Raw genomic sequence first — 13,031 nt, 5'->3', positions numbered from 1 at the left:
GCTCTCAGGAACGACCGCCGGTGATCGGCCGCCCGCGCTGCGCCACGCCAGGACCGCCGTACGGATAGTCCGCCGCGCCCGGATCACTCGCTTCGTCCAGCTTCGCCGTCTCCTCCGCGGTGAGGTGCAGATCCGCCGCGGCGAGGTTGTCGTCGAGCTGCTCGAGCGTGCGGGCGCCGAGGATCACCGACGTGATCATCGGCCGGTCGACCAGCCAGGCGAGCGCGACCTGCGCCATCGAGATCCCGCGGGCCTCGGCGATCTCCCGGACCGCGTCGACCACGTCACGGACCCGCTGGTTGCGGCTGCGCCGGTACCAGGACTCGACACCGCGATCCGGGTTCTCCCCCAGGCGAGTCGCACCGGTCGGCTCCTCGTCGAACGAGTACTTCCCGGTCAGCCAGCCGCCCCCGAGCGGCGACCACGGCAGCAGACCCAGCCCGTTCTCCTGCGCGGCCGGCACGATCTCCCACTCGATCTCACGCACGAGCAGGTTGTACTGCGGCTGCAGCGTCACGAGCTTCGACCAGCCGCGGTACCCGATCAGGTCGCACGCCTTCTGCAGCTGCCACCCGGTGAAGTTCGACAGACCGGCGTACGCGATCTTGCCGGCCCGTACGGCGTCCTCGAGGAAGCTCAGCGTCTCCTCGAGCGGCGTGACCGGGTCCCACGCGTGCAGCTGATACAGGTCGATGTGGTCGACACCGAGCCGGTCGAGCGACGCGTCCAGCGCCTTCCGCAGATGGATACGCGAGGTGCCGACGTCGTTCGGCCCGTCACCGGTCGGGAACCGGCCCTTCGTGGCCAGTACGACGGTGTCGCGGGCGGAGCTCTTCGCCAGCCAGCGTCCGAAGATCTGCTCGGACACACCGCCGGTGTACACGTCCGCGGTGTCGATGAAAGTGCCGCCGGCCTCGGTGTATCGATCCAGCTGTAGGTGCGCACCCGCCTCGTCGGTCTCGTTGCCGAACGTCATGGTGCCGAGCGTGTAGGTCGAGACCACAGCGCCGCTCGCGCCCAGCGTGCGATATTCCACGGTTGCTCCCTCTCTCAGAACTGTCCCAGTCGAAGACTACGGTGGCCGGTATGAAGACAAGTGAACTGCTGCTGGACGCACACAGCCGGGTTCAGGAGGTCCTGCACGATGTCGTGACAGGGCTCGACGACAAGACTCTCGCGGCGCGGCCGGGTGACTCGGCCAACTCGATCGCCTGGCTCGTCTGGCACCTGACTCGGGTCCAGGACGACCACCTCGCGGATGCGGGTGGATATGACCAGGTGTACACGGCGGACGGGTGGCACGAGCGGCTCGGTCTGCCGTTGCCCGCGGCCGACACCGGATACGCACACACGTCGGACCAGGTGGCGCTGGTTCAACTGTCAGCGGATCAGCTGCTCGGGTACTACGACGCCGTGCACGCGCGCACTGTGCAGTTCCTCGAGACGGTGACCGACGAAGGTCTGGACCGGATCGTCGACAAGCGGTGGAACCCGCCGGTCTCGCTCGGGGTGCGACTCGTCAGCGTGATCGACGACTGCGCGGAGCACGCGGGCCAGGCGGCGTACGTGAAGGGGCTCCTCAGCTAAGGGTCAGCTGGGGGTTCAGCTGAGGGTGGTCTGCCAGAGCGTGGTGCCGGCGATCAGGTAGAGCTTGTGATCCGGCATCAGGACGTCGTCGGTCACCTGGCCGGCCGGACCTTGTGAGTCCTGGACGGTCCAGTGACCGTCCTGGTACGTGAGCACCTTCACCTTGTTGTCCTGGGCAACGATCTGGATGATCTTGCCGCCGTCGACGATCGGCGGCGGCAGTTTGTCCTTGTCGCCGACCGGGACGGATGGCACGCCTTGGAGGCGCTTCGCCGTACCCGATGCGTCGAGCTGCCAGAGCGCGAGCTGACCGTCGACGTACCCGGAGATCACGCAGTCCTTGGCACAGGTGGCCGTGTTCGCCTGGCTGCGGTTGCCCGGCTCGGGCAGGACGATCCGGGACCAGCCCTGGTTGAGCTTGGTCGAACGCCAGACGGCTGCCTCCTGGGCGACCACGTTGGGCGCGAGGCGCACCTGCGAGCCGAAGAGGACGATGCTCTCGCCGAGCGTCGCGCCGAAGCCGGGGCCGACGAGGAGGTTCGGCGTACTCTGCAGCGCCGTCTTTGCCGGATCCTGCCGGGTCCACTTGTTGCCCTGGGGCAGCCAAACCATGGCGTCGTTACCGGTCACCACGCCGCCCCACGAGCCGAGCAGCGCGCGACCGCTCGGCGTGATGACTGCGCTGTAGAGGTCGCCCGCGGTCTGGCCGCCGAATGTGAAGAAGTCCTGTGGCTGTTCGATCAGTCCGGTTTGGGGCGTGCCGGACCAGACCGTCCAGCGGGTGTTGGAGTGCGCGCCGCCGGCCGCGCCGCCAAGCGCGAGGAGCTGCTTGCCGTCGTACGCGATCGAGTACCAGATGGCTTCGGTCGCGTACGGGCTCGCCGGGTTGGGTTTGACCGTGATCGGCGTGCGCTTGCCGGTGCTGTCCTGCATGAGGAGCTCCGGGACGACCTCGGCGCCGCGATGACGCAGGCCGATCAGCAGTTGGTCGTCGTGGGCGGTGAGCGTGACCGGCTCTGCTGGGGTGTCGACCTTCGTCCACGCGACCGGGCTCGGCGCGGGCGGCTTGTCGTCACTACAGGCGGTGAGGGTCGCGAGCACGAGGATCGCGACTGCAGCGAGGCGGCGCATCAGCGGCTCTGGGGAAGCTTGGTCGTCTTCTTCCGGCCGGTCCGCGGCGCGGACGGCGGTGGCACGACCGGACCGATATCGCCGTCCGGCGCGGTGTCGAGATCGATGATCACCGGGGCGTGGTCACTCGGCCCGGTGCCCTTGCGAGCCTTGCGATCGATCCACGCGGCCTTGACCCGCTCCGCCACCGGATCGGTCGCGAGCATCAGGTCGATCCGCATGCCGAGGTCCTGGTGGAACATGCCGGCGCGGTAGTCCCAATAGCTGAAGATGCGGTCGCTCGGCCAGCGGTCGCGGACGACGTCGTGCAGATCCTTCGCGGCCATCAGCTCCGCGAGCGCCTGCCGCTCGGGCGGAGTCACATGCGTCTGACCGACGTACGCCGCCGGGTCGAAAACGTCGGCGTCGGTCGGCGCGATGTTCATGTCACCGCAGACGATCTGATCGGCCGGACCGCTCGCGATGACTTCGGTCAGGGCAGCGAGCCAGGCGAGCTTGTAGTGGTAGTGATCGGAGTCCGGGACGCGCCCGTTCGGCACGTACAGCGAGTGGATCCGGATGCCGCCACAGGTCGCGGCGACGGCCCGCGCCTCAGGATTCGGGAAGCCGGGCGCGCCGGCGACACCGGTCACGACGTCCTCGAGCCCCACCTTGGACAGGAGCGCGACGCCGTTCCACTGTGGTTCGCCGTACAGACCGACCTCGTAGCCGCGGTCGGTCAGCTCGGCGCCGAGCAGGGCGTTGAAGGCGTCGTCTGCAAGCTTGGTCTCCTGCAGGCACACGACGTCCGGCTGCCGCTCGTCGAGCCAGTCGAGCAGCCGCGGCATCCGCTGCTTGACCGAGTTCACATTCCACGTCGCCACTCGCATCCGACCAAGGTAGCGGCAGCAGGGGACAACTTTCAGCCGAGCTTGGGTGCGCGCCAGACAAGAGTGTTCAGAAGGTCGGTCGACGGACGTTCGACGCTGTTGTTGTGCCGCGGTTTGTCCTGACGTCCCCAAGCGTCATCGCCGAGCCACGGGGGCACTCCGAAGGGCAGGTCGCCGCGTGGGATCGGAGCATAGTCGGACTCCAGGAACTTGGGGCCGTAGTTCGGCAGAGTGGGGTCGCCGTCGGGGTCGGGGGTGACGATCGCGCGAAGTTCGGTGATCGCCTGACGCCAACTGTCGACGAGGACCTTCGGGCTGCGGCTCGTCGGATGCGGCACCTCGAAGACCGGGACAGCGGGTTTGGCGTCCCACAGGTGCAGCGCGGTGCGGGCCTGGAAGCCGAACGCCACAATCGCCTGCAGTTGGGGTCCGGTGATCAGCTCCAGCAAGGTGTTGCGCCAGTCGAGCTGATCCGGCCTGGACAGCAGGGGTACGGCCTTCTGAGCACGCGTAGGTATGAGCGCGTAGGCATAAGCGTTGACGAGCGCGTAGCTGCGGGTCAGGCCGAGCTTGGCCAGGAATCCTTGTACGCGTTGGCCTGCGTCGCCTACCAACGTGCGTCCCGCGACCCGCTCGGTCGGACCGGGATCGGACGCGATCGCCAGCAGTCGCGCGGTGCGGTTGAGCCGGCCGCGGTAGAAAACCGGGCCCCAGTCGTACCAGAACAATTCCCGGAAGTCCGCATAACTCGGGACTCTCGCGAAGTGCCTGGCCACCGTAGCCGGCGGTCCGGCATCGAAATCGGCCATCGTCATACCTCCCCCTCGACGATCCGTGACCTTACAGTCGAGATCAGGGGCGGCACGGGGAATTCTACGGGAGGGCGAACCATGTTTGTACTGCGTGGAACCGTGGTGACAATGCGACCGGACGGGCAGGTTCTTCCCGGTGGCGCGGTGTATGTCGGCGATGACGGACTGATCGCGGCGGTCACTCCCATCGACGCGATACCGGCCGGTTTCGAGAACGCAGTGCAACTCGCCGCCGGCGGGCTGATCTATCCCGGGTTGATCGATCTACACAATCACTTGATGTACAACAGCCTGCCGTTGTGGACGGAGCCCGCGCGGAAGAAGCCGTGGACCTCGCACAACCAGTGGGGCGGCGCGCCGACGTACAGCGCCCAGATCAGCCAGCCGGCCCGATTGCTCGGCGCGGCCGCGGGGCGAGCCCTGCTCAGGTACGTCGAGACGCGGGCGATCATCGGCGGTACGACGTCGATCCAGGGCAACCCGCGCGGCGCCGTACCGCCGGACAACGACCTGATCCGGAACATCGACTCGGAGAAACTCGGCACCCACGACGATTTCATCCGGGTCAGCACACTTGTTGCCGACAGCAAGGAAGCGCTGGCGCCGTACGCCGCGGCGGTCGCGGCCGGGCGTGGATTCATCGCGCATTCGGCGGAGGGGTCGGATCCGAAACTGCGGTCCGAGTTCCAGTTACTCGAAGCGGTCGACGTCGTGAAACCGCAACTGGTGGCGATTCACGGCGGCGCGTTGAACGCCGATGATTTCGCCGCGATGCGGGCCGGGAATTCCACGCTGGTGTGGTCGCCGTTCTCGAACCTCTGGCTGTACGGGGCAACGGCGGATGTGAAAACCGCGCACGCCGCCGGGGTGCGGTTGTGCCTCGGATCGGACTGGGGCCCGTCGGGGACGCGGAATGTGTTGTGGGAGTTGAAGGTCGCGGACCTGTGGAACAAGACCCAGTCGGTCTTCACGGACGAGGAACTGGTCCGGATGCTGACGTCGAACCCCGGCGATGCGCTGTCCGGGGTGTGGCCGCGGCCGCTGGGCCGGCTGGAACGTGGCGCGCTGGCTGACCTGATCGTCGTACGCCGCTCGGACCCCGATTTCTACCGCTCGCTGATCGTCGCTCGCGAAGCTGACGTCCGCCTGGTCGTCGTAGGTGGGCGGGCTCGGTACGGCGTACCGTCGCTGATGAATCCGCTGGCGCCTGCTGCCACTCGGATCAGGACCGGCAAGCTCTCGCGCTTCATCGACTACGGCGATTCGTCGGTCACCTTCGCCACGGTCCTCGCCGACCTCGAGAAGGTTCGCCAGGATCCGGCCGGCGCGGCCGCCCGCGCCGCGACCACCTTCGCCGCGCTCGCAGCCGACGCTCCTGATGCCTTCTCCCCAAACACAACTACTTCGCTGCCTGCTGACACGTTCGTGCTCCTGCCGGATATGCCCGCGCCTGAGCTCGAGGATCAATTCCGTCGGCGCGGTCCGGCCGGCGCCATGCCTCAGGCGGTCGTCGTCCCGCCGCCGGAGCCGCTGACCACCGGAGCGGCCTGGTTCGACGCGGTCGACGCCAACCCGTTCCATCAGGGCCTCCTCAGCGGGCTCCGGGCGTACGCCTGAGATATATCACTTGAACTCTATATACGCCTTCTGTAATACTTCTCGCCATGGACGTGTTCGAGGCGATCGCGGAGCCGAGCCGCCGGGAGGTGCTCGATCTGCTGGCGGAGCGCGAGCGACCGGCCGGTGAGTTGGTCGAGCACCTGCACCGGCTGACCCAGCCGGCCGTATCCCGGCACTTGCGGATCCTGCGCGAGGTCGGGCTGGTCGACGTACGGCCGGAGGGCCAGAAGCGCATCTATGCGCTACGCGCCGACCGGCTGATCGAGATCGAGAACTGGATCAGCCGGTACCGCAAGTACTGGCCGCGGCATCTCGACGCCCTCGAGCAGCACCTGGCCGACAACCCCGAGGAGCCCCCGCATGACCACTCCGGACCGCATGACCGCACCTGACCGCCTGGGCGAGCTCGCCATCGACGGCGACCGCACCACGATGACCTTCCGCCGCCACCTCCCGTACCCGATCGAGCGCGTGTGGGCGGCGCTCACCGATCCGCTCGAACGCAAGGCCTGGTTCGGCGAGACCGTGATCGACGGGCGCAGCGGCGGCACGATCGAGATGATCCCGACCGACCCCCCAGCCGCGCCGGACGCGAAGCGGTTGACCGGCCGGATCCTTGTCTGGGAGCCGCCGTACGTGCTCGAGCACGAATGGCATCAGCGCATCGTCGAGGACAGCGTCGTTCGGTATGAGCTGCGTCCTTCTGGCGGCGGGACATTGTTGACCTTCACGCACACCGGCCTGTCCGAGCAGAACGCTCGCGGCTTCATCCCGGGCACGCACGCCTTCTTCGACCGGCTCGAGGCCTGGCTCGACGACGCCGAGATCCCCTCGTGGTCCGATCGATACGCCGAGGTCGCGCCGTCGTACCCAGCCTGGAACTGACTTGTCGTAGTTATCCACATACTTAAAGTCACCGCGTTCTGGCCGACCGAATCGCGGCACTCTCTTTGGTAACGAGATTCGGCGGCGAGAGGGACGGGATGGCAGATCTGGACTGTGATCCGGCGGACGTGACCGCGCTGGTGGCGTACCTGCGCGACATCGGGCGGCACGAACTACTGACCTTGGAGGAGGTGAGCGAGCACTCGCACTGGATCGAGGCCGGGCTGCTGGCGGCGGAGCAGCTGAGCGGCGATCCGGGGCGGCCTGACTCGGGTGAGCTGGGGCAGCTGGTCGCACTCGGGCGGCTCTCCTGGCACCGCATGATCGAGGGCAATCTGCGGCTCGTCGTCTCACTGGCCCGGAGGTACGCCGGGAAGGGGATCTCGCTGCTCGATCTGATCCAGGAGGGCAACATCGGGCTGATGCGGGCGGTCGAGCGGTTCGATCATCGGCTCGGGCACCGGTTCTCGACGTACGCGATCTGGTGGATCCGCCAGTCGATCGGACGCGCGATCTCGGACAGGTCGCGGCTGGTCCGGATGCCGGCCCAGGCGTACGCCGACGCGTCCCGGGTGGCGACGAGCCGCAACGACCTGACGCAGCAGCTGGGGCGAGAGCCGACCAATCCCGAGCTGGCCCACGCGGCCGGCCTGACCGTCGCGCGGGTCGAGCGCGCCCAGGCGTGGCGGATCCAGCCCGAGAGCCTGGACCTCGACGAGTCCGATTCGGTGATCGACGACGACCCGATCGTTCTGCGGGCCGCCCTCCGCCGTGACCTCGCTCACCACCTGCAGTTCCTCGACGACCTGCACCAATCCGTCCTGCTGCATCGCTACGGCCTGCAGGGCCGAATCCCTTGTACTCCAGAAGAAACCGCCACCCGCCTCGACCTGACCACCGAACGAGTTCGCACCTTGGAACGCGAAGCCCTCCGCCACCTGCGCCGCCGAGCCCTCCCCCAGCTCCGCGACTACGTCGCCTGACCCTCGATCCACCGACTTTGCTCAGACTGGGATGATGAACATGTGAGACTTCTCCGCACTGCCTGGCCGCGTGAGCTGGCTGACGCCGTCTCGGCGGCCGCCCGCGCAGCGACCGGGAGCAAGGAAGACATCCTGGCCGCCGTGCAACTGACCAACGGCCGCTGGGCCGCCGGCACGCGGACAGCCGTCTACCTGCCGTCGGACTCCACGGACGCCGATCACCGGGTCGGCTGGGAGCAGATCGAGCGCGCCAACTGGGACTCCGAAGCATCGGTGCTGCACATCTACGAGACGACCGACTTTGGTACGCCGCTGCGCGCGACCGAGCTCAAGGTCGAGGACCCCGGGCGCTTCGGCCAGCTCCTCCGTGAACGCGTCGACGCGAGCATCATCGTCCAGCGCCACGTTCCGCTGGCCGGCAAACGCGGCGTACGCATCGTCGGCCGCCGGAATCCGGCTGTCACCGACGCGCCGGTCACCTGGAACTTCGTTCTGGACAAGGGATTGGAGCCCGACCAGCCGGGGGTCGTGGACGCTGCGGAGGCCGCGCTCCGGCAGGTCCGCGACGAGTTCGGAATCTGACCCCGCAGGGACCCGAATCCCGTTTTTGTAGTTCGCTGCCCGCCTGCTAACCTACTCAAGTCCTCAGGGTTTTCGGGGTCACGCACTACCACGATCCCGCGTAGCTCAATTGGCAGAGCAGCCGGCTGTTAACCGGCAGGTTACTGGTTCGAGTCCAGTCGCGGGAGCAACGCACAGCCGGTCTCCTCTTCACAGGAGCCCGGCTTTTTCGTTGCGTGTGGGCGCAGGTAGGTTCGACGAATGCATCGTCGTGCCCGGGTGGGGCTGCTCGCCGGACTGCTTCTCCTCACCGCTTGCGGCACCCAGAGTGCAGCAGTGACGACTGGCAACAAGCCGGCCCTCACGCAATTGACCCCCCGGCCGCTAGGACCGACCCCCTTCACCACCGTTCACCCCGATCCGACGCCCGCACCGCCGAAGCCCACGTGCCCAGCCTCCGGCGCCTCGATCACCGTCGGAACGGTCGACGCGGCACTCGGCCACCGCGCCGTGGTCGTGAAGCTGACCAACTGCCGCTCCACACCGATCACCGTCGACGGCTACCCCGACATCGCGGTGCTGGACGCCGACCGCCGAGCGATGAACCTGACGATGACCCGCGGTACGTCGTACATGGCGATCGACCCAGGGCCGAAGAAGCTGCTCCTACGCAAGGGTGAAACGGCCGTCGCTGCCATCTCCTGGTCCAGCACGGTCGAAGCCGGCGAGGACAAGGCATCCGGCACCTACCTGGCCGTTGCGCAAGGCAAAGGCGAGCACGCGGTCGTCTGGCCGGTGGACACCGACCTGGGTACGACCGCGAAGGTCACGCTGACCGCGTGGTGCCGGACACTCCCCACCTGATTCAAGGGTTTGATAGTGGCCTAGACCAACACTTTGCCGGTACGTTCCTCTGCAGATCCCGAGGGGGCCTCGGGGATGGAGGGGAAGGAAACCCTGTGAACGTCAAGAAGTTCCTGAACACCAAGAGCGGACGGCTGCTGGTCGCGGCCGTGCTCGGGGCCGGCGTGCTGGTCGGTGTCACGGTTGCCGCGAACGGCGCCGTGAAGCCGGACTGCAAGAGCCTCTCGTACCCGCTCTGCCCGCGCTCGGTCGCTGCTTCGCAGGTCGTGGACAACAGCCTGCCCGCGAGCAAGATCGTGCCGGCCGACCGGAACGCGTTCCTGAAGGACACCGATGTGTACGGCAAGTCCGGTGTCGCGAAGGACTTCGATCCGGTGGCGATCGCGAAGATCGGCGGGTCGTTCAAGACCAACAAGACCAAGGTGGGCGAGTTCACCCTGCAGCCGGGCACCTGGCTGCTGAACTCGACCGCTTTCTTCGCCCGCATCACCGCGGGCGCACCGGGCACGCGGCCGCAGCTCGCGCTCCGGGTCGGCGCCTCCGACACGGCGTTCGGCACCGACTACGGGACCATCCTCGGCGCCGAGATCTCGCCCGCGAAGGACCGCGAGCTGACCGGCGCGACCGTGAAGATCGTGACGGTACCCAAGGCGACCACCGTCGAGGTGTTCGCCTTCGGCTACAACGACGACGGCAGCGCCGCCGGCAGCAACGAGATCACCGCATCCGCCTCGGTCGCCGCCGTACGCGTCGGCTGACACGTTCGACCACAGAGGCCCTGACCGCTTCAAGCGGTCGGGGCCTCTCGACGTCCTACTTACCCTTCTTCCGGTCGATCGCCCGCTGGATACGGTCTTGAGGCTGACCGAGGATCTTCGCCAGCAACGGCACACGGAACTTGTACGCCGCGATCGCGCCAACCACGATCACCAGAAAAATGAACCAGCCCATGGCAATTCCCTTCGTCCGGACCTGCCTCAATCATGCCCGCTCCCCGGTCACCACCCCTCAGTCAAACCCCTGACCCCACCCTGGTTTCCCACAACCCGCTACGATCACCCGCACACGGGGCGGTAGCTCAGCTGGTTAGAGCAGGGGACTCATAATCCCTGGGTCACGGGTTCGAGTCCCGTCCGCCCTACGAGAAGAACATGCAGAACTGGGTCCGGGCCGCGTCAATCCCCCGGCGGGGATGAGGTGCGGGAGCCGCGGGTCGCCAACCTTTGTGTATAAGCAGGGGAAGGAGTCGCGGTGGGTGACGCAGCGCCCCGGAGAGCCCGCAGATTCGTGCCTCTGGTCGGACAGATACGCGGTTACGACCGCCGCTGGCTTCGAGGTGATCTGGTGGCGGGCGTGACGGTCGCCGCGCTGATCGTCCCGAAGAATCTGGGCTACGCGGGGATCGCCGGCATCCCGCTCCAGAACGGTCTCTACGCGGCCGCCGCGGGAGCGATCCTCTACGCCGTGTTCGGCACGAGCCGCCAGATCTCTATGGGGCCCAGTTCCGGGCTGGCCGCGATCGCGGCGAGTGCCGTCCTCGCCGCCGGCCTGACCACGGAGCAGGATGCGGCCTCGTTCGTCGCCGGGATCACGCTCGCGTCGGGCCTGGTGTTCCTCGTCGTCGCTGTGCTGAAGATGGGATGGATCGCGCAGTTCCTCTCCCGTGCCGTGGTGACCGGCTTCCTGTTCGGGGCGGCGATCGACGTGGTGATCGGCGAGTTGCCGAAACTCACCGGCACGAAGGTGACGGGGTCCACTCCGCCGCAGGAACTGTGGTCCTGGCTCGGAACCCTCGGTGAGTCGCAGGGCGCGACGGTGATCGTCGGCGCGGTGTCGCTGGTCGTGGTCTTCGGCGTGCGACGAATTGCTCCGCGAGTACCCGGGGCACTCGTTCTGGTGGTCGGTGGTCTGCTGGCCAGTTGGCTGTTCGATCTCGGCGCCCGTGGCGTCGCGCTCGTCGGCGACGTGCCGAGCGGACTTCCGTCGATCACGCTCCCACCTCTTGATCTGCTGTGGGACAACGCTGCCACGGTGGCGCTGTCAGCCGTGGCACTCGTTCTGGTCGGCTTTTCCCAGACGGCCGGTGACGCACGAGCCTTCGCCGCCCGGCACCGCTATCCGATCGACGTCGACCAGGAGTCCGTCGCGCAGGCGATGGCCAACACCGGGTCGGGGCTGTTGCAAGGTATGCCTGTGTCGACAAGCCTGTCGGCCAGTTCACTGAACGACCACTCCGGCGCCCGGTCAAGTCTGGCGTCGCTGACGTCCGGTGCGGTCGTGCTGCTGACCCTGCTCTTCCTGGCGCCGTTGTTCTCGGACCTGCCCAAGCCGGTCCTCGCAGCCTTGATCATCGAGGCGGTCGTGATGGGCATGATGGACATCCCCGAGATGAGGCGGCTGGCGCACGTCGCGCGATTCGATTTCTTGATCGCGCTGGCAGCGCTCGCGGGAGCCTTGATCGTCGGCGTCCTCGCCGGAGTAGTGATCGGGATCGGGCTGTCTTTGCTGTGGCTGATCGCGGTGGCGACCCATCCGAACATGCCGCTGCTCGGGCGCGAAGCGGGTACGCAGGTCTTCCGCGAGGCGGACGAGTATCCCGGCGACGAGCAGTTCCCGGGAGTGATCGCACTCCGCTTCGACGGTGGCCTGTTCTTCGCCACCGCGGACGCACTGCACGACCACATCCGGAACCTCGTGGAATCGTCACCGGACCTCACCGGGATCGTGCTCGACTGCGACGGGATCGACTTCGTCGATTCGCAGGGTGCGGGCACGATGGACGAGATCCTTCGCCTGGCGGAGGACGCCGGGCTCACGCTGCGCCTGGCCCGGTTGAAGCCCGCCGTCAGAATGGTGCTGGAGCGCGACGGCTTCATCGCACGACTCGGCGCCGACCGGATCCATGGCAACGTCTTCCGAGCGGTCAAGGCCCAAGCCGACCAGAGCGGCGGCGTCGTCGGACCGTGATGGCCGTGACCCTCACCAAGATTCACGTTGAGATCAAGACCATCGGACTCTAAACCTTCGGTCAGGGGTCGAGTCTCGCCGCACTATCAATTAGCCGCCTAACAGCCATTGCTGGTAAGACTTGGATTCAGCCAGACCGGGTTCAGCACTACGCGGCAGGGGCGGGTTGAACACGAGCTGGGCGGTGGCTTCGACTGCGGTTCGGAGCAGATCGGCAGGACCGCTCGCTTCGAACCCCAGGGTCCACCAGTGCTGGCCGATGGTGCTGACCTCGGTGAGTTCCACGTCGCACTGCGGCTCATGGACCTGGGTCGAGGCACGCGCCGCGATCTGCCCTCCGGCCAGTGAGAAATGGCTGATGCGTCGAATTTTGTGGACCGGGCGCCAGGCGGGCGGGCCGCCGCCGTACTGGTCGGACGAATCGACCGGAAAGGACCACTTCTGCCAGGACTCCAGGCGTCCGCGGGCGCGACCCGGTACCTCCAGGATTCCCGGGCTCCCGTGGTACATCTTGACCTCCAGTGCCCGGCCCCCGCGGATCTTCACCGAAAGCCCGGGCAACCGCGGATCCAGCAGGTAGCTGTCCTCGCGCGACTCCGTCCCGATCGGGAACCGCCCGAACCATCCGGCCACCGCGGCCTCCAGCCGGCCCGGGAAGATCCAGCGCACCTCTAGGCTGCGGTCTTCCTCGCCGACCCGGCTCTGAGGCGCTTCAGCCGTCATCGCCACACGCTCCTGACGCCGGCTGGGCG

15 protein-coding genes and 2 tRNA genes are annotated in these 13,031 nt (G+C 67.4%); 11 read left to right on the top strand and 6 right to left on the bottom strand.

The window, feature by feature from the left end; all coding sequences use genetic code 11:
* Positions 1-4: 4 nt before the first annotated feature.
* Positions 5-1,036, bottom strand: coding sequence for an aldo/keto reductase (locus ACQPYH_RS14415; RefSeq protein WP_432891250.1), 1,032 nt, complete (start codon positions 1,034-1,036; stop codon positions 5-7).
* Between the two features lie 50 nt (positions 1,037-1,086).
* On the opposite strand from ACQPYH_RS14415, the gene ACQPYH_RS14410 reads away from it, so the two are divergent.
* A complete protein-coding gene (locus ACQPYH_RS14410; protein WP_432891247.1) occupies positions 1,087-1,587 on the top strand; it encodes a mycothiol transferase in 501 nt (166 codons plus the stop codon).
* A gap of 15 nt (positions 1,588-1,602) precedes the next feature.
* Here the strand turns inward: ACQPYH_RS14410 and ACQPYH_RS14405 are convergent, their stop codons facing one another.
* The 3 genes from ACQPYH_RS14405 to ACQPYH_RS14395 are packed head-to-tail and all read right to left on the bottom strand — an operon-like array spanning position 1,603 to position 4,396.
* Positions 1,603-2,718, bottom strand: coding sequence for a hypothetical protein (locus tag ACQPYH_RS14405; RefSeq protein ID WP_432891244.1), 1,116 nt, complete (start codon positions 2,716-2,718; stop codon positions 1,603-1,605).
* Positions 2,718-3,587, bottom strand: a complete 870-nt coding sequence (locus ACQPYH_RS14400; protein WP_432891241.1) for an exodeoxyribonuclease III — start codon at positions 3,585-3,587, stop codon at positions 2,718-2,720. The genes ACQPYH_RS14405 and ACQPYH_RS14400 overlap by 1 nt, the downstream gene beginning before the upstream one ends.
* Before the next feature lie 32 nt (positions 3,588-3,619).
* On the bottom strand, positions 3,620-4,396 hold the full coding sequence (locus ACQPYH_RS14395) for a uracil-DNA glycosylase family protein (protein ID WP_432891238.1): 777 nt from the start codon (positions 4,394-4,396) through the stop codon (positions 3,620-3,622).
* A 111-nt stretch (positions 4,397-4,507) separates the two neighbouring features.
* On the opposite strand from ACQPYH_RS14395, the gene ACQPYH_RS14390 reads away from it, so the two are divergent.
* The 8 genes from ACQPYH_RS14390 to ACQPYH_RS14355 all read left to right on the top strand — a co-directional run bounded on the left by ACQPYH_RS14390 (position 4,508) and on the right by ACQPYH_RS14355 (position 10,070).
* Positions 4,508-6,016, top strand: coding sequence for an amidohydrolase family protein (locus tag ACQPYH_RS14390; protein ID WP_432894402.1), 1,509 nt, complete (start codon positions 4,508-4,510; stop codon positions 6,014-6,016).
* A gap of 47 nt (positions 6,017-6,063) precedes the next feature.
* Entirely contained in the window at positions 6,064-6,411 is a 348-nt protein-coding gene (locus ACQPYH_RS14385; protein ID WP_432891235.1) for an ArsR/SmtB family transcription factor, read from the top strand.
* Positions 6,380-6,904 carry an SRPBCC family protein gene (locus tag ACQPYH_RS14380; RefSeq protein ID WP_432891232.1) on the top strand — a complete coding sequence of 175 codons (525 nt, stop codon included), beginning with the start codon at positions 6,380-6,382 and terminating at the stop codon, positions 6,902-6,904. Before ACQPYH_RS14385 ends, ACQPYH_RS14380 begins: the two co-directional genes overlap by 32 nt.
* A gap of 98 nt (positions 6,905-7,002) precedes the next feature.
* The gene (locus tag ACQPYH_RS14375; RefSeq protein ID WP_432891229.1) at positions 7,003-7,887 is read left to right on the top strand and encodes a sigma-70 family RNA polymerase sigma factor; all 885 of its coding nucleotides are present in this window, start codon (positions 7,003-7,005) and stop codon (positions 7,885-7,887) included.
* A gap of 42 nt (positions 7,888-7,929) precedes the next feature.
* A complete protein-coding gene (locus ACQPYH_RS14370) occupies positions 7,930-8,469 on the top strand; it encodes a hypothetical protein (RefSeq protein ID WP_432891226.1) in 540 nt (179 codons plus the stop codon).
* 94 nt (positions 8,470-8,563) lie between these two features.
* Positions 8,564-8,636: transfer RNA gene (locus ACQPYH_RS14365), tRNA-Asn, on the top strand.
* Positions 8,637-8,709: 73 nt separating this feature from the next.
* A complete protein-coding gene (locus ACQPYH_RS14360; protein WP_432891223.1) occupies positions 8,710-9,312 on the top strand; it encodes a DUF4232 domain-containing protein in 603 nt (200 codons plus the stop codon).
* 95 nt (positions 9,313-9,407) lie between these two features.
* Positions 9,408-10,070, top strand: a complete 663-nt coding sequence (locus tag ACQPYH_RS14355) for a hypothetical protein (RefSeq protein WP_432891220.1) — start codon at positions 9,408-9,410, stop codon at positions 10,068-10,070.
* 55 nt (positions 10,071-10,125) lie between these two features.
* Here ACQPYH_RS14355 and ACQPYH_RS14350 read toward each other — a convergent pair whose 3' ends face one another.
* On the bottom strand, positions 10,126-10,263 hold the full coding sequence (locus tag ACQPYH_RS14350; protein ID WP_432891217.1) for a hypothetical protein: 138 nt from the start codon (positions 10,261-10,263) through the stop codon (positions 10,126-10,128).
* A 116-nt stretch (positions 10,264-10,379) separates the two neighbouring features.
* Here ACQPYH_RS14350 and ACQPYH_RS14345 point away from each other — a divergent pair.
* A tRNA-Ile gene (locus tag ACQPYH_RS14345) sits at positions 10,380-10,453 on the top strand.
* 203 nt (positions 10,454-10,656) lie between these two features.
* Positions 10,657-12,279 carry a SulP family inorganic anion transporter gene (locus ACQPYH_RS14340; RefSeq protein WP_432891214.1) on the top strand — a complete coding sequence of 541 codons (1,623 nt, stop codon included), beginning with the start codon at positions 10,657-10,659 and terminating at the stop codon, positions 12,277-12,279.
* A gap of 90 nt (positions 12,280-12,369) precedes the next feature.
* Here ACQPYH_RS14340 and ACQPYH_RS14335 read toward each other — a convergent pair whose 3' ends face one another.
* Positions 12,370-13,002 (bottom strand): hypothetical protein, encoded by a 633-nt coding sequence (locus ACQPYH_RS14335; RefSeq protein WP_432891213.1) that lies wholly within the window; start codon positions 13,000-13,002, stop codon positions 12,370-12,372.
* Positions 13,003-13,031 lie beyond the last annotated feature (29 nt).

The sequence above is a fragment of the Kribbella sp. CA-245084 genome, from assembly GCF_050942355.1.
GTDB lineage: Bacteria > Actinomycetota > Actinomycetes > Propionibacteriales > Kribbellaceae > Kribbella.
Note: the sequence above shows the minus strand (reverse complement) of the source record. Positions and strands in the feature narration are given on the sequence as shown.